Origin of the sequence: Citrobacter sp. MGH106 (genome assembly GCF_001037495.1) — a bacterium.
Lineage (GTDB): Bacteria > Pseudomonadota > Gammaproteobacteria > Enterobacterales > Enterobacteriaceae > Citrobacter > Citrobacter murliniae.
This window is the reverse complement of the sequence record NZ_KQ089822.1, coordinates 2,498,698-2,520,785: the sequence shown is the minus strand read 5'-3', so window position 1 is coordinate 2,520,785 and position 22,088 is coordinate 2,498,698. Positions and strand designations below refer to the sequence as shown.

General features: G+C 50.1%; 20 protein-coding genes and 1 pseudogene. 8 read left to right on the top strand and 13 right to left on the bottom strand.

Features of this window, described 5'->3' with window-relative positions; translation table 11 throughout:
• Positions 1-31: 31 nt before the first annotated feature.
• On the bottom strand, positions 32-1,219 hold the full coding sequence (locus SK36_RS11885) for a CynX/NimT family MFS transporter (protein WP_048221621.1): 1,188 nt from the start codon (positions 1,217-1,219) through the stop codon (positions 32-34).
• 99 nt (positions 1,220-1,318) lie between these two features.
• Between SK36_RS11885 and SK36_RS11880 the strand changes: the two are divergent.
• Positions 1,319-2,165: pseudogene (locus tag SK36_RS11880) on the top strand (AraC family transcriptional regulator).
• Here the strand turns inward: SK36_RS11880 and SK36_RS11875 are convergent.
• From SK36_RS11875 to dgcJ, 3 genes are all read right to left on the bottom strand, one after another.
• Positions 2,094-2,540, bottom strand: coding sequence for a DUF441 domain-containing protein (locus tag SK36_RS11875; RefSeq protein WP_045441958.1), 447 nt, complete (start codon positions 2,538-2,540; stop codon positions 2,094-2,096). The pseudogene SK36_RS11880 and the gene SK36_RS11875 sit on opposite strands and share 72 nt — an antisense overlap.
• A gap of 147 nt (positions 2,541-2,687) precedes the next feature.
• The gene (locus SK36_RS11870; protein WP_045441960.1) at positions 2,688-3,191 is read right to left on the bottom strand and encodes a YbaK/prolyl-tRNA synthetase associated domain-containing protein; all 504 of its coding nucleotides are present in this window, start codon (positions 3,189-3,191) and stop codon (positions 2,688-2,690) included.
• A gap of 45 nt (positions 3,192-3,236) precedes the next feature.
• The gene (gene dgcJ / locus SK36_RS11865) at positions 3,237-4,727 is read right to left on the bottom strand and encodes a diguanylate cyclase DgcJ (RefSeq protein WP_045441963.1); all 1,491 of its coding nucleotides are present in this window, start codon (positions 4,725-4,727) and stop codon (positions 3,237-3,239) included.
• A gap of 175 nt (positions 4,728-4,902) precedes the next feature.
• Here dgcJ and SK36_RS11860 point away from each other — a divergent pair, with 175 nt between their 5' ends.
• A complete protein-coding gene (locus SK36_RS11860; protein ID WP_048221619.1) occupies positions 4,903-5,673 on the top strand; it encodes a class I SAM-dependent methyltransferase in 771 nt (256 codons plus the stop codon).
• A 39-nt stretch (positions 5,674-5,712) separates the two neighbouring features.
• Here the strand turns inward: SK36_RS11860 and SK36_RS11855 are convergent, their stop codons facing one another.
• The gene (locus SK36_RS11855) at positions 5,713-6,984 is read right to left on the bottom strand and encodes a YeaH/YhbH family protein (protein WP_048221618.1); all 1,272 of its coding nucleotides are present in this window, start codon (positions 6,982-6,984) and stop codon (positions 5,713-5,715) included.
• Positions 6,985-7,107: 123 nt separating this feature from the next.
• Positions 7,108-9,042 (bottom strand): protein kinase YeaG, encoded by a 1,935-nt coding sequence (gene yeaG / locus SK36_RS11850; RefSeq protein ID WP_045441971.1) that lies wholly within the window; start codon positions 9,040-9,042, stop codon positions 7,108-7,110.
• Between the two features lie 433 nt (positions 9,043-9,475).
• Between yeaG and SK36_RS11845 the strand changes: the two genes are divergently transcribed.
• Positions 9,476-10,219, top strand: a complete 744-nt coding sequence (locus tag SK36_RS11845) for a MipA/OmpV family protein (RefSeq protein ID WP_048221617.1) — start codon at positions 9,476-9,478, stop codon at positions 10,217-10,219.
• Positions 10,220-10,510: 291 nt separating this feature from the next.
• Entirely contained in the window at positions 10,511-11,365 is an 855-nt protein-coding gene (locus SK36_RS11840) for an aldo/keto reductase (RefSeq protein WP_048221616.1), read from the top strand.
• Positions 11,366-11,423: 58 nt separating this feature from the next.
• Here the strand turns inward: SK36_RS11840 and SK36_RS11835 are convergent, their stop codons facing one another.
• Positions 11,424-12,308: a D-hexose-6-phosphate mutarotase gene (locus SK36_RS11835; protein WP_048221615.1), complete on the bottom strand. Its 885-nt coding sequence runs from the start codon at positions 12,306-12,308 to the stop codon at positions 11,424-11,426.
• Positions 12,309-12,576: 268 nt separating this feature from the next.
• Positions 12,577-13,572 (bottom strand): glyceraldehyde-3-phosphate dehydrogenase, encoded by a 996-nt coding sequence (gapA, locus tag SK36_RS11830; protein ID WP_045441983.1) that lies wholly within the window; start codon positions 13,570-13,572, stop codon positions 12,577-12,579.
• Between the two features lie 341 nt (positions 13,573-13,913).
• Here gapA and msrB point away from each other — a divergent pair, with 341 nt between their 5' ends.
• Entirely contained in the window at positions 13,914-14,327 is a 414-nt protein-coding gene (msrB, locus tag SK36_RS11825) for a peptide-methionine (R)-S-oxide reductase MsrB (RefSeq protein WP_045441986.1), read from the top strand.
• A 41-nt stretch (positions 14,328-14,368) separates the two neighbouring features.
• On the top strand, positions 14,369-14,644 hold the full coding sequence (locus SK36_RS11820; protein WP_045441989.1) for a YeaC family protein: 276 nt from the start codon (positions 14,369-14,371) through the stop codon (positions 14,642-14,644).
• Positions 14,645-14,687: 43 nt separating this feature from the next.
• Here SK36_RS11820 and yajD read toward each other — a convergent pair whose 3' ends face one another.
• The 5 genes from yajD to sppA all read right to left on the bottom strand — a co-directional run bounded on the left by yajD (position 14,688) and on the right by sppA (position 20,199).
• Positions 14,688-15,032: an HNH nuclease YajD gene (gene yajD / locus SK36_RS11815; protein ID WP_003832478.1), complete on the bottom strand. Its 345-nt coding sequence runs from the start codon at positions 15,030-15,032 to the stop codon at positions 14,688-14,690.
• Positions 15,033-15,129: 97 nt separating this feature from the next.
• The gene (locus SK36_RS11810) at positions 15,130-16,383 is read right to left on the bottom strand and encodes a chitinase ChiD (RefSeq protein ID WP_048221614.1); all 1,254 of its coding nucleotides are present in this window, start codon (positions 16,381-16,383) and stop codon (positions 15,130-15,132) included.
• Positions 16,384-16,615: 232 nt separating this feature from the next.
• Complete coding sequence (gene pncA, locus SK36_RS11805; protein WP_048221613.1) at positions 16,616-17,254, bottom strand: bifunctional nicotinamidase/pyrazinamidase; 639 nt, start codon at positions 17,252-17,254, stop codon at positions 16,616-16,618.
• 14 nt (positions 17,255-17,268) lie between these two features.
• Complete coding sequence (gene ansA / locus SK36_RS11800) at positions 17,269-18,285, bottom strand: asparaginase (RefSeq protein WP_048221612.1); 1,017 nt, start codon at positions 18,283-18,285, stop codon at positions 17,269-17,271.
• Positions 18,286-18,342: 57 nt separating this feature from the next.
• Positions 18,343-20,199: a signal peptide peptidase SppA gene (sppA, locus tag SK36_RS11795; RefSeq protein WP_048221611.1), complete on the bottom strand. Its 1,857-nt coding sequence runs from the start codon at positions 20,197-20,199 to the stop codon at positions 18,343-18,345.
• 175 nt (positions 20,200-20,374) lie between these two features.
• On the opposite strand from sppA, the gene SK36_RS11790 reads away from it, so the two are divergent.
• Positions 20,375-20,926, top strand: a complete 552-nt coding sequence (locus tag SK36_RS11790; RefSeq protein WP_048221610.1) for an NAD(P)H nitroreductase — start codon at positions 20,375-20,377, stop codon at positions 20,924-20,926.
• A 116-nt stretch (positions 20,927-21,042) separates the two neighbouring features.
• Positions 21,043-22,086 (top strand): selenide, water dikinase SelD, encoded by a 1,044-nt coding sequence (gene selD, locus SK36_RS11785; RefSeq protein ID WP_045442004.1) that lies wholly within the window; start codon positions 21,043-21,045, stop codon positions 22,084-22,086.
• Positions 22,087-22,088 lie beyond the last annotated feature (2 nt).

Below are 22,088 nucleotides of genomic sequence, written 5' to 3'. Positions count from 1 at the left end.
GGGCAGGTTTACCATTAACCTGCCCGCTGCGTTATGAGGTAGCTATCTCCCGATTGCTACCGGCACAAAATCCAAACACAGCCATCACTGTTGCTAACAGGGCGACGCCGATCAACGGTATTTGCCAGTTACCGTTGAGGTCGTGAATTTTGCCCATCAGGGGCGGTCCGCATGCGGCCAGTAAATACCCGACAGATTGCGCCATGCCGGATAAGGCAGCAGCCTGATGTGCTGAACTTGCACGCAGGCCGATGAAAGTTAATCCCAGAATCATCGATGCCCCTGACCCAAAGCCAAACAGAAGGGTCCATAGCACCGCCCGGTCGGGCATCAACCAGAAACCAGCAGCACCGATAGCGCACATTAGGGCGACCAGGGCGGCGATGGCCCGCTGATCTTTAAATCTGTACAGGATCAGGGGGATCAGTATTCCCGGCGCGGCGGTGGCTAATTGCAGTAAACCGTGCAGCGATCCGGCCTGAGCTTCACTGTAGCCATGGCTAATCAAAATGGCGGGTAACCAGCCAATTACCACGTAATAGATAAGTGAGTTGATCCCCAGAAACAGAGTAACCTGCCAGGCAAGACGGGAGCGCCAGATAGCGCGGGAATGCAGCGCACGTGAGTTACTCATCGTGGCATGGGCTTTCTGGCGCCACTGCGGCAGCCAGATAAACAGAGCCAGCAGAGGAAAGGCCATTAACATCAACAACGCGCCACGCCAGCCGAATCCGTTAAGCGCCAGTGGTACCACGATTGCTGAACCAATTGCTGCCGCTGCGCCCATCGTCAGTGAGTATGCGCCGGTAAGTTTCGCTACATGCTGCGAAAAATCGCGCTTGATTAGCCCTGGTAGCAGAACGTTTCCTAATGCTATTCCGCAGCCAATGAGGGTGGTTCCACCAAAAAGGAACAGTGGTGAGGATAAAGATCGTATACCAATACCTACGCAAATCAGCAGCATGGCGGCAAATAAGCTGCGTTCAATTCCCCATCGACGTGCAACGGCCGCAGCCAGAGGCGAAACCAGCGCAAAAGCGAGAAGGGGAAGTGTTGTCAGGAGTCCTGTCTGGGCGGTGGTTAACCCGTAATCAGCCCGGATAGCATCCAGCAGTGGGGCTACGCCGGTAAAGGTCACGCGTAGCGTGGTTGCGATCATCAGGATACCCGCGATAAGCAAAGCACCCTGTTTGCCGTGGGGGGAAGAGTAATGTGTCATTGTTTTCTCATGTCGTCAGGCGAGGCGATACCTTACCGTTTTTACATGATGGATGAATCAAGCTAAAATGACAGTTTATCGCTAAAATCGGACATTATTATGTTGGGACTGAGGCTGGATGGATATCAACCCGACCTGTATCACGACGCCGCTGTGGCTTTTTGTATTCAGGCCCGGGAAGACGAACTCTTTAGCCCACTGCATCAGCACCGAAAGGGTCAGTTGATTCTGGCGTTGCACGGCGCGATTACGTGTGAAGTGGAAAATGCCATGTGGATGGTTCCTCCTCAGTATGCGGTTTGGATCCCTGGTGAAATTCCACACAGTAATCACGTTACTGTTGGTGCCGGCTTATGCTTTCTGTTTATTGAACCGAATGCAGTGGTGATGCCGGAACGCTGCTGCACGCTGAAAATTGCGCCATTGTGTCGGGAACTCATTCTCTCGCTGGCATCGAAAACCGATGCTCAGCGGATGGATCCGTCAACACAACGTCTTACGCAGGTATTATTTGATGAGCTACCGCAGCAGCCGCAGGAGCAAATGCAGTTGCCGGTATCCGACCACCCAAAAATTCGTAAGATGGTGGCGACGATGGCGCAGGAGCCAGCGCAATGGCAAACCCTGGGCCAGTGGGCCAGTGTATTTGCTATGAGTGAACGTAATCTTGCCCGGCTGGTGGTCAAAGAGACTGGGCTGAGTTTTCGTCGCTGGCGTCACCAGCTACAGCTGATCCTGGCATTACAGGCGTTGATAGAGGGGCGAAACGTACAGCAGGTCGCTCAGATGCTGGGTTACGATTCGACTACCGCATTTATCACCATGTTCAAAAAAGGCCTGGGCCAGACGCCAGGCCGTTATCTGACAGGGTTGACTACTGCTTCCCAACAATCAACGAGACCAGACCCGCCGCAATGAGTGGTCCAACCGGTACGCCGCGAAATAAAGCCACGCCCAGCACCGTTCCCACCAGCAGACCGGCGACCAGCTGCGGCTGATTACCCATCAGCGTGACACCGCGCCCACCAAGCCAGGAAACAAATACGCCGATAGCAATGGCCACCAGCGACTTCCAGTTCACAAATGAATGGATGAGCGTGGAAGGGGGGAGCGTACCGCTGGCGATTGGCGCCATCACGCCGATGGTCAGAATGATAATCCCGACGGTCAGGCCCTGTTTTTCAATCCACGGGAAGAAGGTATTCAGAGGCGTAACACGGACTATAATCAGCACCAGAATTGAAACGGCGACAGTGGTGTTATGGCTGACAAAGCCCAGAGCTGCCAGTCCGAGCAGGATCAGCAGAGTGACATCAAACATCGTAGTTTCCTTGCCAAAAAAAAGATAAGCCTGCTTACTGTACGCGCAAACGCGTGACGGAACAGGCTTTTTTTATTGATAAAGACAATTTTTAGGCGAACGCATAAGATCGCGTTTTTATGCCGATAAACCGGTCACTATTTCTGGCTATTGTGCGCGGCGGAACTGGACTAATTCTGGTCGGGCTATGCGCAAATAATCTTTAGTATCCATGATGACCGATTTTTCCAGCATCCCGGCATTAAACGCAATCTCATTAAAGCGCTCGAATAAAAGCGGATCGGCGACCAGCTTGAGATTAGGATGGAAACTGAAGGGGGGGATGGCGCCAAACACACAACCTGTTAGCTCATCCACTTCTGCCGGGCTGGCAAGAGAAGCTCTTAAACCGCCGAGATGGCTGGCTAGCTGACTCAGGTCAGCCTGTTGGTCAGCGGACAGAATAGCCAGCACATGCTGATTGACGCCATTGCCTTTCACTTTGCATACCAGAGCTTTTGCCCCCTGACCCAGCGCAGTGCCGCGGATCTCTGACACGGCTTCGCACTTGCCGACTGCTTCATGGCTGATTACGCGGTACGTGGCGCCTTGCTCTGACAACAATGAAATCAAACGTTGATGGGTCTCATTACCTTTATTCACTTCCGTCATTTCTTACTCCTGGTACAACGATAAAAATCCTGCGCAGAAAAATTTTCACGAACGAAGGTGTTTTTTCTGTTTATTAAGATAGAGTTGAGCATCAGATGCTTTATAGGCATCATTAATGGTGTCGTTTGGTTGCATATTATATATCCCTGCGGAAAAGCTGACTGATTTATCCGGCGCAATAATTTGTAAGTTATGGCTAATGCGTTCCAGCAGGCGAGGTGTAAGTTCGGTGGCGTAATCGATGAGAATAATACAGAACTCGTCCCCACCGAGGCGAATCGCATAGTCACTTTTGCGAATAGATGACTGAATAGCTTTTGCCAGAATGGTGATAACGCGATCGCCTTCCTGGTGCCCCAACGTGTCATTAATTGTTTTCAGTTTGTCGCAATCAATAGCGATAAATGTCACAAGTGTTCCTGCATTGACCAGTTGCTGCAACCGCTGTTCAAGTGTAGGGGTTAAAATTTTGCGGTTATAGAGACCGGTCATCGCGTCACTGATATTTTCGCGAGTTACGTTGTGATACAAACGGAAATGCATCCTGACCATATTCAACAGAAGTACCGTTGCCAACAGATAAAAGGCGAATATCTTCCATGACGAGACAATAAAGTACATGAAATCAAGCGATAACGTGATGCGTATTCCACCGGGTATGTCATTGATATAATGCACATACTGAAACAGATTGCTCTCGCTTTGGTTAACGATAATCTCCTTTCCCGAGCTGATATCAGACAGGGTGACGTTAAGATAACGCCATACAAGAGGACGATCGTTGGTATAAAAAATATGTTTCAAATTCTCTTTGTTCACATCCACCATGACCACGCCTTTTAGTTTGCCGTCTGAATAGACTGGCGTTAAAAAGCTCATGACTTTTTCTTGCGTAAGGTCATCTTCGTAAATACTGGAAATGACGGTTCGGCCAGTAAATACATCGTCAATATCATTCTGATTAATTCCCAGGGTGCCTTTTTGCAAAAAGGACCAATGGTTCATGGTGAACTGGAGTGAGTTAACGAGATTGTAGAAATAGATGTAATTATTTTTTAGGTCAATGTAATAACGAAACTTGTATTCCAGCGTTCCTAACCCCTGACCGTAATCGACCAGCTCACGATTCACATTTACCGCCTGGTCGAAGGCCGGCAGCAGGAATATGTCATCAAGTTGTTCGACGCAATTACCGGAATGGGTCTGCAATGTACCGCGTAATGGAAGATAGTTATGGTTGGTGAGGTTGAGTCCATGCGTGCCGTTAACGCTCTCGAAAGCGTTGCACAGCGCTTTTCGTTGCTCGGGTGAAATACTCTCTTTGGGGGATGAAAAACGGCGCATAAGATGGGCTGCGATGCTCTGATTTGTATACTTATCATAGAGAAATGATGAATCTGCTTTCTCAATGATATACCGCATATACGCGCTCATTGCCCGATCGCTGGCAACAAGTTCGTAAACCAGAAAGGTCGATGTCAGAACAATAACGCTTACGGAGATAAAGTGCCTGAGCGCTTTATGTTGCAATTTCATAATGATTTACAGCCCTGTAAGTCAGATACTTCAGTCTATCACACGCTATACGTCCGCTCTAACGGTATGGGAATTGTCGCAGAGGTCTATTTTGTAATAAAAATCATTCGCACACTTCACCTTTGAATCTTAATGTTGTATTTATAATGCAACTTATGAAAAAGGAGACAGGCAAATGAGCACGACTGAAAAAGCGGGCCATACATTTTTAGCCAGCCTGGGTAAAACCCGTCTACGCCCAGGCGGAATTGAAGCAACTGACTGGTTGTTCAACCAGTCACAACTGACGCCTGATTGCCAGGTACTTGAGGTGGCATGCAATATGGCGACGACGGCGATAGAGCTGGTTCAGCGCTTTGGCTGTACGGTTTATGCCATTGATATGGATAAGGACGCGCTCGCCAGAGCGAGAAGTAATGTGGTTGTTCATGGGCTGGAAAATCACATCCATGTAATGGCTGCTAACGCGAGCACTCTCCCTTTTGCTGATAACAGTTTTGACGTTGTGATTAACGAAGCCATGTTGACAATGTATGCCGACAAAGCCAAGGCGAAGCTGATTGCGGAATACCATCGGGTGCTGAAACCCGGGGGACGGTTATTAACTCACGATATTATGTTCACCAGCCAAAAACTGGGTGAGGGCGATCAAAGTCAGCTAATGCAGGTGGTGAAGTCAAACGTAAGCCCGATGACCCGACAGGGCTGGAGTGAACTCTTCCTGAATGCCGGGTTTGAGCATGTTATGCAGAAAAATGGCGAAATGTCGTTAATGTCGCCTCGCGGATTAATTCGTGATGAGGGGTTAGGTGGCGCACTCAAAATTGCATTTAACGGCTTACGTACGCATGAAAATCGGCGTCGGTTCCTTAAAATGTTTCGCTTTTTTAAATCCCAGCGGCATCAATTAAATTATATCGCTTGCTGTTCGGTGAAGGGAAAATAAAAACAGGCCAGAACGTATGTTCTGGCCTGTTAGCGATATCTAATTATTGCTGGTGGTACTCTGCTTATGGAACAACTCGCGGAATACCGGGTAAATATCATCCTGGTCACGAATATGCTGCATAGCAAAGTTTTCAAAGGTCGATTGCAAATGTTCGTACTCACGCCATAAGGTTTGGTGCGCACGACGGGTGATTTCGATATAGCTATAATATCGCACCACCGGCAGCAGTTTTTTCGCCAGAATCTCATGACACAGCGGCGAATCATCAGCCCAGTTATCTCCATCCGATGCCTGCGCCGCGTAGATATTCCATTGGGCAGGATCGTAGCGGTCTTTCACCACTTCATCCATCAATTTTAGGGCGCTGGAGACAATCGTCCCCCCGGTTTCCTGAGAGTAGAAGAACTCGTGCTCATCTACCTCTTTCGCCTGAGTGTGGTGGCGAATATAGACCACTTCTACGTTCTTGTAAGTCCGGCTTAAAAAAAGATACAGCAGAATATAAAAACGCTTTGCCATATCTTTTGTCGACTGGTCCATTGAACCGGAGACATCCATCAGGCAGAACATAACCGCCTGGCTGGAGGGATCGGGGCGTTTTTCATAATTCTTGTAACGTAAATCAAAGGTATCGATAAACGGTACGCGTTCGATTTTTGCCCGTAGTTCGGCAATCTCTTTACGTAATCGTTCTTCTTCCAGCAACTGAACGGGTTCACTTTTGGTGATGGTCTCCAGATCGGCTTCAAGGGCGTGTAACTCCCGACGTTTACCCGCTGTCATTGCCGTACGGCGCGCCAGTGAGTTTTGCAGGGATCGCACCACGCTGATGTTGGCTGGCACACCATTAGAGGTAAAACCTGCACGATGCGTTTTGTACTCCGTTAACTGACGCTGCTGATTTTGCTTCAGATTAGGGAGGGCCAAATCCTCAAAGAGCAGATCCAGATATTCATCTTTGGAAATCTGAAACACGAACTCATCCTGGCCCTCTCCATCCTGGCTGGCCTGGCCTTGTCCGCTGCCGCCGCCCTGAGGACGTTCAATACGGTCATTCTGGACAAAATGGTCGTTACCCGGATGTACACGATGGCGCAGCCCCCCGCGCCCCTGATGAAACATCGGTTCGCTAATATCATCGGTCGGGATAGAGACAGATTCGCCACTATCGACATCAGTCACCGAACGCTTGTTAATGGCCTCGGAGATAGACTGCTTAATTTGCGATTTATAACGGCGTAAGAAGCGCTGACGGTTAACCGTGCTCTTGTTTTTGCCGTTAAGACGCCGGTCAATAAACCAGGTCATAAGCTCCTCCCGTGCTGCCAACTTTTCGCAGTGTGCATAGTGCCGGAAGTCGCTTACGCGCGTCCGGCCTACGCTGCATGTTTTTGTAGGCCCGGTAAGTGCAGGTACCACCGGGCATTTGCATCACGATGATTTACGCACGCGCAAATACCATTCGCACAATAAACGCACCTGTTTACGCGTGTAGCCTTTTTCCATCATACGGTCGACAAAATCGTCGTGCTTTTTCTGCTCGTCAGTCGAGGTTTTAGCGTTAAAGGAAATGACCGGCAGCAGTTCCTCGGTATTCGAGAACATTTTTTTCTCGATAACCGTGCGCAGTTTTTCGTAACTGGTCCAGTTTGGATTGCGACCGCTGTTATTCGCTCTGGCGCGCAGAACGAAGTTGACGATCTCGTTACGGAAATCTTTCGGGTTACTGATGCCTGCTGGCTTCTCAATTTTCTCCAGCTCTGAGTTGAGCGACTCACGGTCAAACAGTTGGCCAGTATCCGGATCGCGATACTCTTGATCCTGAATCCAGAAGTCCGCATAGGTGACATAACGGTCAAAAATGTTCTGCCCGTATTCGGAATAGGATTCCAGATAAGCCGTCTGGATCTCTTTGCCAATAAACTCGGCGTATTTCGGGATCAGATAGCCTTTCAGGAACTCCAGATAACGTTCTGACTGCTCCTGCGGGAACTGTTCGCGCTCGATTTGCTGTTCAAGAACATAGAACAAGTGCACCGGGTTGGCCGCCACTTCGGCGTGGTCAAAGTTAAACACGCGGGAGAGGATCTTAAACGCAAAACGCGTGGACAGGCCGTTCATGCCCTCATCAACCCCGGCGTAATCCCGATATTCCTGGTAGGATTTCGCTTTTGGATCGGTATCTTTCAGACTTTCGCCATCGTAAACGCGCATCTTCGAGTAAATGCTCGAGTTTTCCGGTTCTTTCAGGCGCGAAAGAATAGTAAAGCGAGAGAGCGTTTCCAGCGTACCCGGTGCGCAAGGAGCGTGGGTCAACTCACTGTGGTTAAGCAATTTCTCGTAGATCTTGATCTCTTCGGAAATGCGTAAGCAATACGGTACCTTCACAATGTAAACACGGTCGAGGAAGGCTTCGTTATTCTTGTTATTGCGGAACGTTACCCATTCGGATTCGTTCGAGTGCGCAAGAATGATGCCGTTAAACGGCAGGGCAGAGATACCTTCTGTGCCGTTGTAGTTTCCTTCCTGAGTCGCGGTCAACAGAGGATGCAGCACTTTAATCGGTGCTTTAAACATCTCAACGAATTCCATGATCCCCTGGTTAGAACGGCACAGTGCGCCTGAGTAACCATAGGCATCAGGATCGTTTTGGGCGTGGTGTTCGAGTTTACGAATATCCACTTTCCCGACCAGGGCGGAGATATCCTGGTTATTTTCGTCGCCAGGTTCTGTTTTGGCGATAGCAATTTGCTCCAGAATAGACGGCCAGACTTTGACGACGCGGAATTTAGTAATGTCCCCGCCGAAATCATGTAAACGTTTTGCCGCCCATGGCGACATGATCGTACCGAGATAGCGACGCGGGATCCCATACTCTTTTTCCAGGATCTGGGCATCTTCCTGTGGATTAAACAGGCATAACGGATGGTCGTTGACCGGACTCCGCTCGCCGTTAGCACTCAGGACATAAATCGGTACTCTTTGCATCAGCGATTTCAGCCGCTCGGCAAGAGACGATTTCCCACCCCCAACAGGCCCCAACAGATACAAAATCTGTTTCTTCTCTTCCAGCCCCTGAGCCGCGTGTTTCAGATAAGAGACAATCTGTTCAATCGCGTCTTCCATGCCGTAAAACTCTTCAAACGCGGGATAACGAGCGATCACCCGGTTAGAAAAGAGTCGAGAAAGTCGAGGTTCATGGGCAGTATCGACCATGACAGGCTCACCAATAGCCATTAATAGCCGCTCTGCCGCGTTGGCATAAGCACTGCGATCTTGCCGACAAGTGGTAAGAAACTCCTGCAGCGTGAACTCTTCGTCCTTGGCAGCTTCATAACGCTGGCGATAGTGATCGAATATATTCATGGTATGCCGTCCTTTCGTTTTTTAGCACATGTTAAGAGCCGTTCATATGAATAGTAGAGGCCCCTGAAGAGGTAAACTGAACGACGTCGCTGCTGAAGAAATAAGCAACTCTCATGCCATTTTGGTGGTCAGGAGATCAACGTATTCGGTGATACACCTTCTAAAATTAAGCGTAGATGGCATTTGCAAAACTTGCCTGTGTGCGCAAACGAATTTCAATGGCATATCAATAACTCATCAGCAAAAAAAGCACATCTTATGTAAAGAAATAGGGTTGGATTCATGCGGTATTCATCGTTCTGCAAGCAAAATGTCATCACTCGCAGAGAAATTAGGGGGTTACATTACGTGGCTAATACGTAAAATAGTTGGGCTGTAACGTAATGACGGTTACACTTCTGTTGCTATACATTTGAATAAGGAATTATGGATTGTGACCAAACTCAAACTTCTGGCACTTGGCGTGCTTATCGCCACTTCCTCTGTTGCGCAAGCAGAAAGCAACCTGACGCTGGGCGCAGGCGTTGGTGTGGTTGAACACCCCTACAAAGATTATGATACTGACGTTTATCCCGTTCCTGTCGTGACCTACGAAAGCGAGAACTTCTGGTTCCGTGGTCTGGGCGGTGGCTACTACCTATGGAATGACAACACAGATAAATTATCAGTCATGGCGTACTGGTCGCCAATGTACTTTAAGCCGGGCGACAGCGATGACAGCCGCCTGCGCAGCCTTGATAAGCGTAAGAGCACCATGATGGCTGGTCTGTCTTACGTTCACAATACGCAATATGGTTTCCTGCGCACCAGCCTGGCGGGAGACACGCTGGACAACAGTAATGGTATCGTATGGGATCTGGCGTGGTTGTACCGTTACACCAAAGGTGGTCTGACGCTGACACCAGGTATTGGTGTTGAGTGGAACAGCGAAAACCAGAACGATTACTACTACGGTGTATCGCGTCACGAATCTTCCCGCAGTGGTTTGCGCAGCTACGATCCTAACAGCAGCTGGAACCCGTACCTTGAATTAAGCGCAAACTACAATTTCCTTGGCGACTGGAGCATGTACGCCACTGCGCGTTATACCCGTCTGTCTGATGAAATTACCGACAGCCCGATGGTGGACAAATCCTGGACGGGTCTGATCTCAACCGGTATTACTTATAAATTCTGATTTCACTAAATGAAGAACAGATGATTACATGGAAGCCCGCAGAAATGCGGGCTTTTTGTTTTATCACCATGGGTAAGCTTCGATACTTATTTTTAAACGAGGAAAGTTGTCTTTTATTCACTGCGCGTGAATCACACTATTAACGCATATTCTGTATCTGGCTGCAGACATCTTGTCACTCATGATCCGCGTAAAAATCAGTCCAAACTATGATGGTGCAATTTGTGCACCATTACAGGACACACCCGCGTTGTTTTGCTTTACTGTGGTGCATAAACACAGGAGGGTGTGATGACAAACAAGCAGGTGATTTTTGCTCAGCAGATTGCGCTTCCAGCTATCGGGCAGGGTACATGGTATATGGGCGAGAATGCCAGCCGCCGTCGTGATGAAGTAAATGCGCTGCGGGCAGGGCTGGATCTTGGTTTACAGCTTATTGATACGGCCGAAATGTACGCTGATGGTGCAGCGGAAGAAATCGTTGGCGAGGCATTGACGGGGCGACGCGAACATGCGTTTTTAGTGTCAAAAGTTTACCCATGGAATGCGGGCGGCCAAAAAATGATTGCGGCCTGTGAAGGGAGTCTGCGTCGGCTGAACACTGACTATCTGGATCTCTATTTATTGCACTGGATGGGGGATTACTCATTTGAAGAGACCGTGAGTGCAATGGAAACATTGATTGCGCAGGGGAAAATCCGTCGCTGGGGAGTCTCTAATCTAGATTACGATGACATGCAGGCGTTATGGCAGGTTACGGGTGGGCAACAGTGTGCCACTAATCAGGTGCTGTATCATGTGGCATCGCGGGGTATTGAATATGATTTACTCCCCTGGTGTCAGCAACAGCAGATGCCGGTCATGGCCTACAGCCCGCTGGCCCAGGCAGGGCGTTTACGCAGTGATGTGCTCACGAACACCGTGGTTAACGATATCGCGAGAGCTCGCAATGTCAGCGCCGCTCAGATTTTGCTGGCGTGGGTTATTCGTCATCAGGGGGTAGTGGCGATTCCAAAAGCGGCAAACGTGGCACATGTGGAGCAGAATGCAGCCGCGCTCGCGATTACGCTATCCGCCGACGAGCTGAAATTGCTGGATAAGGCATATCCTGCCCCGAAAGGTAAAACTGCGTTGGATATGGCCTGATTTTACCGGATGGTTGTCCGCACACTTTTTCGGTCAATCATCCGGTATTAATTATCGCTTATCGTTTAGCAACACGAATAGTTTGTGCCAGACGAGAAGGTTTCTCTGCCGTTGTTTTCTGCGTTTCGGTGGCATAAGCAGTTTCTACGCAAACAAACGTTTTGTAACCATCATCCGGCATATCTCCCATGCTGACAGACAGCGCCGGGCCTGGGTTCCAGCCGACTACATTCAGATGGTGGTGATGCACAACGTCGATATTGCGGTTCAGTGAATCATCGTGAATGACGCTGCATGCTTCCGGGTTCAGATACACACGATCGGTACGGTCCGGGAACGTCTGGATACCATCAGCCAGTACATCTTCTTTTGCATCGTTAACTTTATCGATCAGGCGGTCGCCAAGGCCACTTACTTTCACCGCTGCGATATCTCCTACATTAAAGTAGGTGTGGAGTGCAGAAGTGGTTTCAAACTCACCATGGGCTTCCAGCTCGATCTCACAGGTTTTACCCACTTTGAAGCGTGCTAACAGCGTAAACTCATGCGGCCAAAGCTGACGCGTTTCAGCATTGCCTTGCAATTCAAATGTCAGAACAGCGCCGTTGTCATCTTCATTGTGCGCTTTCAGCGTCCAGGGCAGGTTACGGGCAAAGCCGTGAGAAGGTAGACCCTGCTGGGCAGCCGGACCGAACCACGGCCAGCAAATTGGAACACCGCCACGCAATGCGACGCCCGTCTTAAACGGTGTGTTGTTGCTGAGCCAGAGGACTTCTTCTTCGCCGTTTGGTTTCCAGGAGAGGAGATGAGCGCCCTGCAGCGCGAAAGAGGCTTTAACCTGCGGGTGATCGACAACAATGATTTCAAGATCATCAAGCTGGCGACGAGAGAGGACAGGGGTAATTTGCTCGATTACCGGAAGTGCAAAAATTTTATTAATCATTACGCAATCCTTTTTTACCCTGAATAATTCGAATTACAGGAAGTGGCAAGTGAACGACAAATTCGTCAGGAACGAATTTGAACAACCGAAGGCAACCTTCGGCCAGGACATGAATGCCCCTGATTCATCCCGATGAGCTTACTGTTGTAAGCGAACAGGGGGAGATAACGTAGCCAACACACCTGCAAGTTGAAGTATGGCGGGTATATCTTCAGGCAAAAAAAAGAGCGACCTGAGTCGCTCTTACAGATTACTGTCTCATCTCAACTTATTTGGAGATGTGAGCAATCAGATCCAGAACCTTGTTGGAGTAACCGGTTTCGTTGTCGTACCAGGATACCAGTTTCACGAAGTTGTCGTTCAGTGCGATACCAGCTTTAGCATCGAACACAGAAGTGCAAACTTCACCGTTGAAATCGGTAGAAACAACGTCGTCTTCGGTGTAACCCAGAACGCCTTTCATCGGGCCTTCGGAAGCAGCTTTGATTGCTTTCTTAATTTCTTCGTAAGAAGCAGCTTTTTCCAGACGTACGGTCAGGTCAACAACGGATACGTTCGGAGTAGGAACGCGGAACGCCATACCAGTCAGTTTGCCATTCAGTTCTGGCAGTACTTTACCTACAGCTTTAGCAGCGCCGGTAGAGGACGGGATGATGTTCTGAGCTGCGCCACGGCCGCCGCGCCAGTCTTTGTGAGACGGGCCATCAACGGTTTTCTGAGTAGCGGTGGTTGCGTGAACGGTAGTCATCAGACCTTCGATAATGCCGAAGTTGTCGTTGATAACTTTAGCCAGCGGAGCCAGGCAGTTAGTGGTGCAGGATGCGTTAGAAACGATGTCCTGACCTTCGTATTTGTCAAAGTTAGCGCCTTTAACAAACATCGGAGTGTTATCTTTGGACGGACCAGTCAGAACCACTTTTTTCGCGCCAGCAGTGATGTGCTTACGAGCGGTTTCGTCTGTCAGGAACAGGCCAGTAGCTTCAGCTACTACGTCAACACCAACTTCGTCCCATTTCAGGTTAGCCGGATCACGTTCAGCGGTAACACGGATTTTTTTACCGTTTACGATCAGATGACCGTCTTTCACTTCAACGGAACCGTTGAAACGGCCGTGAGTGGAGTCATATTTCAGCATGTAAGCCATGTAGTCAGCGTCTAACAGGTCGTTGATTGCAACGATCTCGATGTCAGAGCGTTCTTGAGCAGCACGGAAAACAATGCGACCGATACGGCCAAAACCGTTGATACCTACTTTGATAGTCATATATTCCACCAGCTATTTGTTAGTGAATAAAAGGTTGCCTGTAAAATTACAAAAACCTTACGCAGCGTCAAGCGGAATCGTGTCAATCATTGCGACAAATCAATCTGCTGCCTAAGCTTTGCGCAACTGACTCGCCTCACTCTTCCTTTGGGCTTGAAACCACATGGGGGCGGCGGCCCGAATTTTAAAGGGCAATCAAGATAAAAACGTGATTGTGATCACGATTAACAGGCTGCCATTTCGCAAGTATCAAGTTTAGAACAAAAGTTCGCACTACGGTGTTAATGTTTTGTTAGAATCTGTCTCGCGATGTGAGTATAGATAAAGTGAGATGTGAGCAAATGGCTAATCAACCTTCTCCAGAAGAACTGAAAAAAAATTTGTCCGAAATGCAGTTCTACGTGACGCAAAATCATGGGACAGAACCGCCATTTACCGGGCGTTTGCTGCACAATAAGCGTGATGGCGTCTACCATTGCCTGATCTGCGACAAACCGCTGTTTCGTTCAGATACTAAATACGATTCCGGCTGCGGTTGGCCCAGTTTTTACGAGCCTGTTAGCGAAGAGGCCATTCGTTACATAAAAGATACGTCACACGGTATGCAGCGCATCGAAATCCGCTGCGGAAACTGTGATGCACACCTCGGACATGTCTTCCCTGATGGTCCAAAACCTACCGGGGAACGTTACTGCGTAAATTCGGCGTCTTTGAACTTCACCGATGATGAAAATGGTGAACAAATCAAAGGCTGAGGAAACGATTCAGCAAATTATTCTACGGGAATGGATTTAACATGAATCTTGATGAGATGATCAACAGCATGACGCCGGAAGTGTATCAGCGCTTATCTACTGCCGTTGAGCTGGGAAAATGGCCGGATGGCGTCGCGCTGACGGCAGAACAAAAAGAGAACAGTTTGCAGTTGGTGATGCTATGGCAGGCACGCCACAATGTTGATGCGCAACATATGACTATCGACACGAAGGGTGAGATGGTGATGAAGAGTAAGCAACAGCTGAAAGTTGAGTTTGGTATTACGCCAGAGCCCATTGCGACGTTCAAATCCTGAGTCACAGGCCCGGTAGCACATCACGCCGGGCCTGCTGTATTTGTTATTTCTTGTTCATCATCGCTTTAAGATCGGCAAACGGGTTATATTTCGCTTCGCCGACAGCCTTCTGCGCATCTTCTCCGGCAACCACCGTTGAACCATACTGGTCCGCTTCCGTATATTTGGAATGCTCGTGATCGTGACAATACAGGCACAACATTTCCCAGTTGCTACCATCTTCCGGGTTATTGGAGTGATCGTGATCGATATGGTGCACTGTCAATTCACGCAGGTTGGAATAGACAAACTCACGGGAACAGCGTCCGCAAACCCAGGGGAAGAGTTTAAGTGCCTTTTCCCGGTATCCGACTTCCAGACGGGCATAATTTTTAGGGATAAAAGCCATAACGCTTCATGCCTCCTGTAGAAAATAAAAAGCCGCACCAGAGCAGCCTGGTGCAGCGGATTATGATAATCATAACCTATTGTGCCAGGCGTTGGGATCAGTGTTTAATCCCTAACGACTCGGCCAGCTGCTTCGCTAACTGATTTTTATCATCTGCGCCGTACTCCCAGAACATAGCCCCTCCCAACCCCTTGCTCTTGATATAGTCCGCTTTGATGGCGACCGAACGCGGGTTTTCAAAAGAGAGGGCGAAAAGTGCTTTACCGTTGGCAGACTGTACTGACAACCACGGCACTTTGGCCTCATCATCCCAATGCTGACTAAAGCGCTTTTGTGGATCGTTGATTAACTTAGCCACGATATCGTTGTACTTCACATAGGTATCTTTGCTCAGATCAACCCCCAACGATTTGAACAACTCAATGTGTTGTGGTTCGAAGTAGGGTTGGGTTGCCGGATTTTTCTGGGCATCAGGTTTGCTCCAGTCAATACCAGGTTCGATGGCGCGTTTTGGTACCCGGCCGTAGAAGCCAATCCCGAGATTCATCTGACCTGGTTTTAATCCTGCGGCGAGATAGTTATTGACCACAAAATCGGCGCTGTATTTATCTGCTGCAGCCACCGTTGGCCACTGGGTCGAATCATACAGGTTTGAGTTGAAGTACTGAGTACCGTAAGCCATGTCGTAGGTCATCAGGTTGATATAATCGAGCAACGGGGCAATCGCTTTCACATCTACCCAGCTTTTCGGACTTTCAGCGTTCGCTCCGACGGCGATAGTGACCAGCTTATTATGGCCAAATGTGGCGCGTAGCTCTTTCAGTAACGCGGTAAAGTTATCGCGGTCAGCCGGTTGGCTTTCGACCAGCCCCCATGCGCCGTTGACCGGATATTCCCAGTCGAGATCGATGCCATCCAGGCCATATTTCTCAACAATCGCCTGTGCAGACTGAATAAACACCGTGCGGGATTCCTGCGTAGCCGCCGCGCCAGAAAATCCGCGCGCCCCCCAACCCCCAACAGAAAGCAGAACTTTAAGGTTTGGGTTTTGCTTGCGTAGCACCGGAATTTTTTGCAAATCAGCCTGTACTTTTTCTGACAGCCAAATCTGGTGTAGCTTGCTGGCGTCTTTCAGGGCGTCATTGGTTTCGTCTTTTTCATTGTTGTAGACAAGACCAAACGAATAGTTGAGATGGGTTATCTGGCGGACATCCAGCTTATTGATATCACCGCCAGGGCCGGCAGTAACATCGCCACCGCCGTTAAAGTAGCCGACAGACATCAGGGAGTTTGCGGAAACAACGCTTGCACAAAGCAGGGGTAATGCTGCCAACAAAGGCAATAGTTTCATCGGTGTTCCTCTTTGACATTTAAAAAAGCAAACACGCCACGCCAGTGGGTGGCGAAAAAAACAGCTCTTGCAGACTAACAGTTTAAAAAAAGGAAAAATGCGAAGCTGTTCACGCCATGCTGGCGAAGCGGCGAAAGCGATGTGTCGGGTCTCGCGGGGATACCAGAGAAGGCCGAGAGGGGAAGTTAATAGGGGACCTGGTGACGACATAAGTTCCGCCACCAGGCATGGTTTAACGCTGGGTTTCTTCCCAGTCTGCCAGCGTGTACAGCGTTGCACCCGCTGCCGCCATTTCCATAAAAGCATGCGCGCTATCTTGCGGCTGAATGTTCACACCACGACAGCCATCAGTAATGATGTTGACGGTATAGCCAAGATCCAGCGCATCAAGAACAGTAAATTTAACGCAATAATCAGTTGCCAGGCCCATGATGATGAGTTCAGCAATACGATTCTCCAGTAGCCACGCATTCAGCGCAGTTGCCTGTCGACGGCCGTTATCAAAAAACGCGCTGTAGCTGTCGACCAGCGGGTTCTCGCCCTTACAAAAGGTCTTATTAATTGCGAGTTGGTTCAGCAACGGATGCAGGGCTGCACCCTCAGTATTCTGAACACAGTGATCCGGCCAGAATGTCTGCGGCAGACCGTCAAGTTGTCCCTGACTGTAGGGCGTGACATGATGCTGGCTGGCAAAACTACCGTGATTTGCCGGGTGCCAGTCCAGACTGGCACCTATCACGTCACCACGCGATGTACACCAGTCAATAAGACGATTGGCGACATCCACGGTGCTATCTCCCTCAGGGACGGCGAGAGCACCGCCTGCACAAAAGTCGTTTTGTAAGTCAACCAGCAGTAATGCTCTGGCCATTATCGTTTACTCCTCTATTCGTCCGGCGTGAGCTCACCACGCAGGTTTTGCGTCATCGCCGTGCGAATGGCCTGCGTATCCAGCCCCTGGCTCAGCAAGTAATGCAGCTTGGTGAGCGTTGCTTCAACGGTCATATCTGCGCCACCAATAACCCCGGCATGCGCCAGCGCATTCCCCGTTGCGTAACCGCCCATATTCACCTTGCCGGACATACACTGGGTGAGGTTAACCACCACAATGCCACGCGAACTCGCATCTTCAAGCTCTTTCAGGAACTCTTTATTTTGCGGCGCATTACCCACACCGTAGGAGCGAAGAATTAATGCTTTTACCGGTTGGCGCAGGAAATTGCGCACCACGTCAGCGGAAATGCCAGGGTAAATAGTGACGACGCCAATCGGCTGCGGGGTGATAGGGTGAACAATCAGTTCGCCTGCCCCGTGTGGCGCTGGTGGCGTTCCCAGGCGGCGGATATGGATCCCGGCTTCCAGCAACGGGGCAAGGTTTGGTGAGGCGAAGGCGTCAAAACCGTCGGCATGGGCTTTGGTTGTACGGTTACCGCGAAACAGTCGATTGTTGAAAAACAGGGTAACTTCGTTGATTGGGTAATTCGCTGCGACGTATAGCGCATTCAGCAAATTGATTTGTCCGTCAGAACGAAGCTCTGCCAGCGGTATTTGTGACCCTGTCACAATTACCGGTTTACCCAGATTCTCCAGCATAAAAGAGAGCGCTGAGGCAGTAAACGCCATGGTGTCGGTGCCATGAAGGATCACAAAACCATCGTAATCGTCGTAGTGCGTTTTAATGTCTTCAGCAATATGCTGCCAGTCTTCTGGCGTCATATCGGATGAATCCATCAGCGGGACGTATTCGTGGATAGTGAAATCAGGCATCTCGGGGCGGTGGAATTCAGGCATCAATGCCAGTTGGCGCTGAAGATGGCCGGAGACCGGAATATAACCTTGTTCTGAGCGCTGCATACCAATAGTACCGCCGGTATAGGCAACGTAAATCGATTTCTTCTGCATGACTTTTTCTTCTGTCTCAAAGAAAAACCCCTCTTCATCCCGAAGAGGGGTCAAGAGTTAGCGAACGTTGGCGCAGGTCAGACAAAACGCATAACGGTTCTGCGGATCGTTAAACGCCGCCAGCTTATCGCCTTCGGCTTTTACCGCACTGGCAGCAGAGGCCAGCGGTGCCGGAAGCATTGCCTGGATGGCTTGTGGCAGTATGGCGCGAACTGAACCCGACATACTGTCCATAACCATATCGACGAATGTCGGTTCGTCCTGATAATACTCAATGTGCCATTGTTTCAGTTTGGCAAGCTCTGCCGCTTTTGTCACCGCATCGTCAAAGTCGCCCAGACTGTCCACCAGACCGTTAGCTTTCGCATCCTGACCGGTCCAGACGTGGCCCTGAGCAATCTTATCAATCTGCTCTGGCGTAGTCTTACGTGCATCCGCAACCAGCGTGATAAAGCGCTTATAGCCATTCTCAATGCTCAGTTGCATCATCTGCTGGACTTCTGGCGGTAACGCTTTGGTGATAGAAATATCAGCCAGCGGCGAGGTTGAAACGCCATCAGTATGGATGCCAATGGAATCCAGGCTGTTTTCAACGGTGTTGATAACGCCAAAAATACCGATTGAACCAGTCAGAGTACTGGGGTTTGCCACAATGTAGCTTGCCGGTGTGGAGATCCAGTAACCCCCTGAAGCCGCCATACCGCCCATAGAAACGACCACCGGTTTACCCGCAGCCTTAGCTGCAGCCAGTTCAGAGCGAATCACTTCAGAGGCGCTGACGCTACCGCCAGGACTGTTAACGCGCAGAACAATCGCTTTCACTTTTGGATCGAGGCGTGCTTCACGGATCTGTGCGGCAGTAGTGTCACCGCCTACGTTCCCTGGTGTTTCTTCCCCGTCCATAATTGCGCCATTGGCGAAGACCACGCCTATGCTGTCGCCGGTCTCAGCCGGGGTTTTCAGCGAGTAATCGTAATAGCTGACGGCGCGGTAATTTTTGTCCGCTTTGCTCCAGCCAAACTGTTTAGTCAGCAGTTTTTCGACTTCAGCGCTGGAGGCGAGGGCGTCGACAAGTTTGTTATCGAGGGCATACTTCGCGGTATCGCCATCCACTTTCGTCAGACCGTCCAGCATCGCCTGCGCGCCCGGGAACACCTGCTGGGCCGGGATCTGGCGATTGGCCGCAACGGTGTCGAGATAGTTTTGCCATAACTCGCCAATCCAGCGGCTGTCGGCTTCACGTGCGGCCGGGGACATATCGTCACGAATAAACGGCTCAACGGCGGATTTATAGGTCCCGACACGGAATACGTGGGTGGAGACTTTCAGCTTATCCAGCAGTGACTTGTAATACAGGCCATTGGTAGCAAAGCCGTGCAAGTCAACCGAACCTTGTGGGGAGAGCCAAATTTTGTTGGCAAAACTGGCGAGGTAATACTGACCCTGGCTGAAGTTATCGCCGATGGCAAAAACGGGTTTCCCGCTGTCGCGGAATTCACGCAGCGCTTTACCGATGTACTGCATGGAAGGCTGATCGGCCCCGGCAAAGTTTTTCAAATCCATTACGATGCCGGTAATGTTGCGGTCATCTTTCGCCTGGCGAATGGTATTCACGATGTCGAACAGAGAGTTTTCCTGTAGACGATCCGAGCTGGCGCCAAACAGCTGGCGACCAATGACGCTTAAGCGACTGGTACTTGAGGGCTTGTCGACAATCACCCCTGAGATATCGAGCAGCAATGCGCCACGTCCGGCCTGTTCGCTGGTATTAGTGCTACTGACCTGCATCCAGATACCGACGCCAACCAGCACCAGAAAGATAAAGAACAGGTTAAGCACAAATTCACGGACGAAATTCAGTAATCGCCACGTCCATTTAAAAAATCCGGCAATGAATCGCCACAGGGTTCGCATGTATTCTCCCTACAGATTAACAACACGCCTCCCCGTTAGATGGGAGAAAGGCGTTAAGATGTGGCTATCGTAATGACCCGACAGGCACTTGTCAGCAGGAATCACCGCCTGTGCTGTAACAAAATCCACTCACGTGTTAATTTTGTGAACAAATTTCATTGTTGGAGTTAAGCAAATGGATGCACTCGAATTACTTTTAACTCGTCGTAGCGCTTCTCGCCTTGTCGAACCGGCCCCGACGGGGGAGCAGTTACAAAACATTCTGCGGGCGGGGATGCGTGCGCCTGACCACAAATCTTTGCAGCCATGGCGTTTTTTTGTGATAGAAGGCGATGGTCGCGAGCGTTTTAGCGTTGCGCTGGAAAAAGGTGCGATTGCCGCACAGGGTGACGAAAAAGCGGTAGAAAAAGCGCGTAGCGCGCCGTTTCGTGCACCGCTAATTATTGCAGTAGTGGCAAAATGCGAAGAAAACGGCAAGGTTCCTCTCTGGGAGCAGGAAATGTCAGCCGGTTGTGCGGTAATGGCTATGCAGATGGCGGCGATTGCACAAGGCTTTGGCGGGATCTGGCGTAGCGGTGCCTTAACGGAAAGCGCGGAAGTGCGTGAGGCTTTTGACTGTCGACCACAGGATAAAATTGTTGGTTTCCTCTATCTGGGTACACCGCAGCTAAAAGCTTCCACCTCGATTAGCCTTGCCGATCCGACCTCATTCGTCCGTTATTTCTGATATCAACAGCAAAACTGTCTGGATTATGAGCAAAGACACCCTAATTCAGACAGTCACTCTTACCACATCATGGAATGAGCGCTACCATATCCGGATTGCAATGACAGGAGATGTCCATGAGCGAGCAAGCTATTCGTTTAACGCAATACAGCCACGGAGCCGGTTGCGGTTGTAAAATTTCCCCCAAAGTGCTGGAAACCATCCTGCACAGTGAGCAGGCGAAGTTCGTCGATCCGAACTTACTCGTGGGTAATGAAACCCGCGATGATGCGGCAGTGTACGATCTGGGAAATGGCACCAGCGTTATCAGTACCACCGATTTCTTTATGCCGATTGTCGATAATCCGTTTGATTTTGGCCGTATCGCTGCGACCAACGCTATCAGCGATATCTTCGCGATGGGCGGCAAACCGATTATGGCAATCGCTATTCTGGGCTGGCCTCTCGATAAGCTGGCACCGGAAATTGCCCGTGAAGTCACCGAAGGCGGACGCTTCGCCTGTCGTCAGGCGGGTATTGCCCTGGCGGGCGGTCACTCTATTGATGCTCCGGAGCCGATTTTTGGTCTTGCGGTTACAGGCGTCGTTCCTACCGAACGCGTGAAGAAAAACAGCACCGCCGAGGCGGGATGCAAACTGTTCCTCACCAAGCCTTTGGGAATTGGTGTGCTGACTACCGCAGAGAAAAAATCGCTGCTCAAGCCTGAACATATTGGGCTGGCAACGGAAGTGATGTGTCGCATGAACGTCGCGGGTGCAGCGTTTGCGGATATTGAGGGCGTGAAAGCCATGACCGACGTGACCGGTTTTGGTCTGCTGGGACATCTGAGTGAGATGTGTCAGGGCGCGGGTATCCAGGCGCAGATCGTTTATCAGGACATTCCAAAACTCCCTGGCGTTGAAGAATATATTGCGCAGGGCGCAGTACCGGGTGGTACGCAACGTAATTATGCCAGCTATGGGCATTTGATGGGCGAAATGCCGAAGTCGGTACGTGACCTGTTGTGCGATCCGCAAACTTCGGGTGGTTTGTTGCTGGCGGTAACGCCGGAGGCCGAAGCCGAAGTCAAGGCGGCGGCTGCGCAGTTCGGTATTGAACTCACTGCGATTGGTGAACTGGTGGAAGCTCGTGGCGGTCGCGCCATGGTTGAGATCCGTTAACT

Bases quoted from the DNA above. Each gene is read 5' to 3' on its own strand.
- SK36_RS11885 (WP_048221621.1), bottom strand. From the start codon at position 1,219: ATGACACATTACTCTTCCCCCCACGGCAAACAGGGTGCTTTGCTTATC.
- SK36_RS11875 (WP_045441958.1), bottom strand. From the start codon at position 2,540: ATGTTTGATGTCACTCTGCTGATCCTGCTCGGACTGGCAGCTCTGGGC.
- SK36_RS11870 (WP_045441960.1), bottom strand. From the start codon at position 3,191: ATGACGGAAGTGAATAAAGGTAATGAGACCCATCAACGTTTGATTTCA.
- dgcJ (WP_045441963.1), bottom strand. From the start codon at position 4,727: ATGAAATTGCAACATAAAGCGCTCAGGCACTTTATCTCCGTAAGCGTT.
- SK36_RS11860 (WP_048221619.1), top strand. From the start codon at position 4,903: ATGAGCACGACTGAAAAAGCGGGCCATACATTTTTAGCCAGCCTGGGT.
- SK36_RS11855 (WP_048221618.1), bottom strand. From the start codon at position 6,984: ATGACCTGGTTTATTGACCGGCGTCTTAACGGCAAAAACAAGAGCACG.
- yeaG (WP_045441971.1), bottom strand. From the start codon at position 9,042: ATGAATATATTCGATCACTATCGCCAGCGTTATGAAGCTGCCAAGGAC.
- SK36_RS11840 (WP_048221616.1), top strand. From the start codon at position 10,511: ATGACAAACAAGCAGGTGATTTTTGCTCAGCAGATTGCGCTTCCAGCT.
- SK36_RS11835 (WP_048221615.1), bottom strand. From the start codon at position 12,308: ATGATTAATAAAATTTTTGCACTTCCGGTAATCGAGCAAATTACCCCT.
- gapA (WP_045441983.1), bottom strand. From the start codon at position 13,572: ATGACTATCAAAGTAGGTATCAACGGTTTTGGCCGTATCGGTCGCATT.
- msrB (WP_045441986.1), top strand. From the start codon at position 13,914: ATGGCTAATCAACCTTCTCCAGAAGAACTGAAAAAAAATTTGTCCGAA.
- SK36_RS11820 (WP_045441989.1), top strand. From the start codon at position 14,369: ATGAATCTTGATGAGATGATCAACAGCATGACGCCGGAAGTGTATCAG.
- yajD (WP_003832478.1), bottom strand. From the start codon at position 15,032: ATGGCTTTTATCCCTAAAAATTATGCCCGTCTGGAAGTCGGATACCGG.
- SK36_RS11810 (WP_048221614.1), bottom strand. From the start codon at position 16,383: ATGAAACTATTGCCTTTGTTGGCAGCATTACCCCTGCTTTGTGCAAGC.
- pncA (WP_048221613.1), bottom strand. From the start codon at position 17,254: ATGGCCAGAGCATTACTGCTGGTTGACTTACAAAACGACTTTTGTGCA.
- ansA (WP_048221612.1), bottom strand. From the start codon at position 18,285: ATGCAGAAGAAATCGATTTACGTTGCCTATACCGGCGGTACTATTGGT.
- sppA (WP_048221611.1), bottom strand. From the start codon at position 20,199: ATGCGAACCCTGTGGCGATTCATTGCCGGATTTTTTAAATGGACGTGG.
- SK36_RS11790 (WP_048221610.1), top strand. From the start codon at position 20,375: ATGGATGCACTCGAATTACTTTTAACTCGTCGTAGCGCTTCTCGCCTT.
- selD (WP_045442004.1), top strand. From the start codon at position 21,043: ATGAGCGAGCAAGCTATTCGTTTAACGCAATACAGCCACGGAGCCGGT.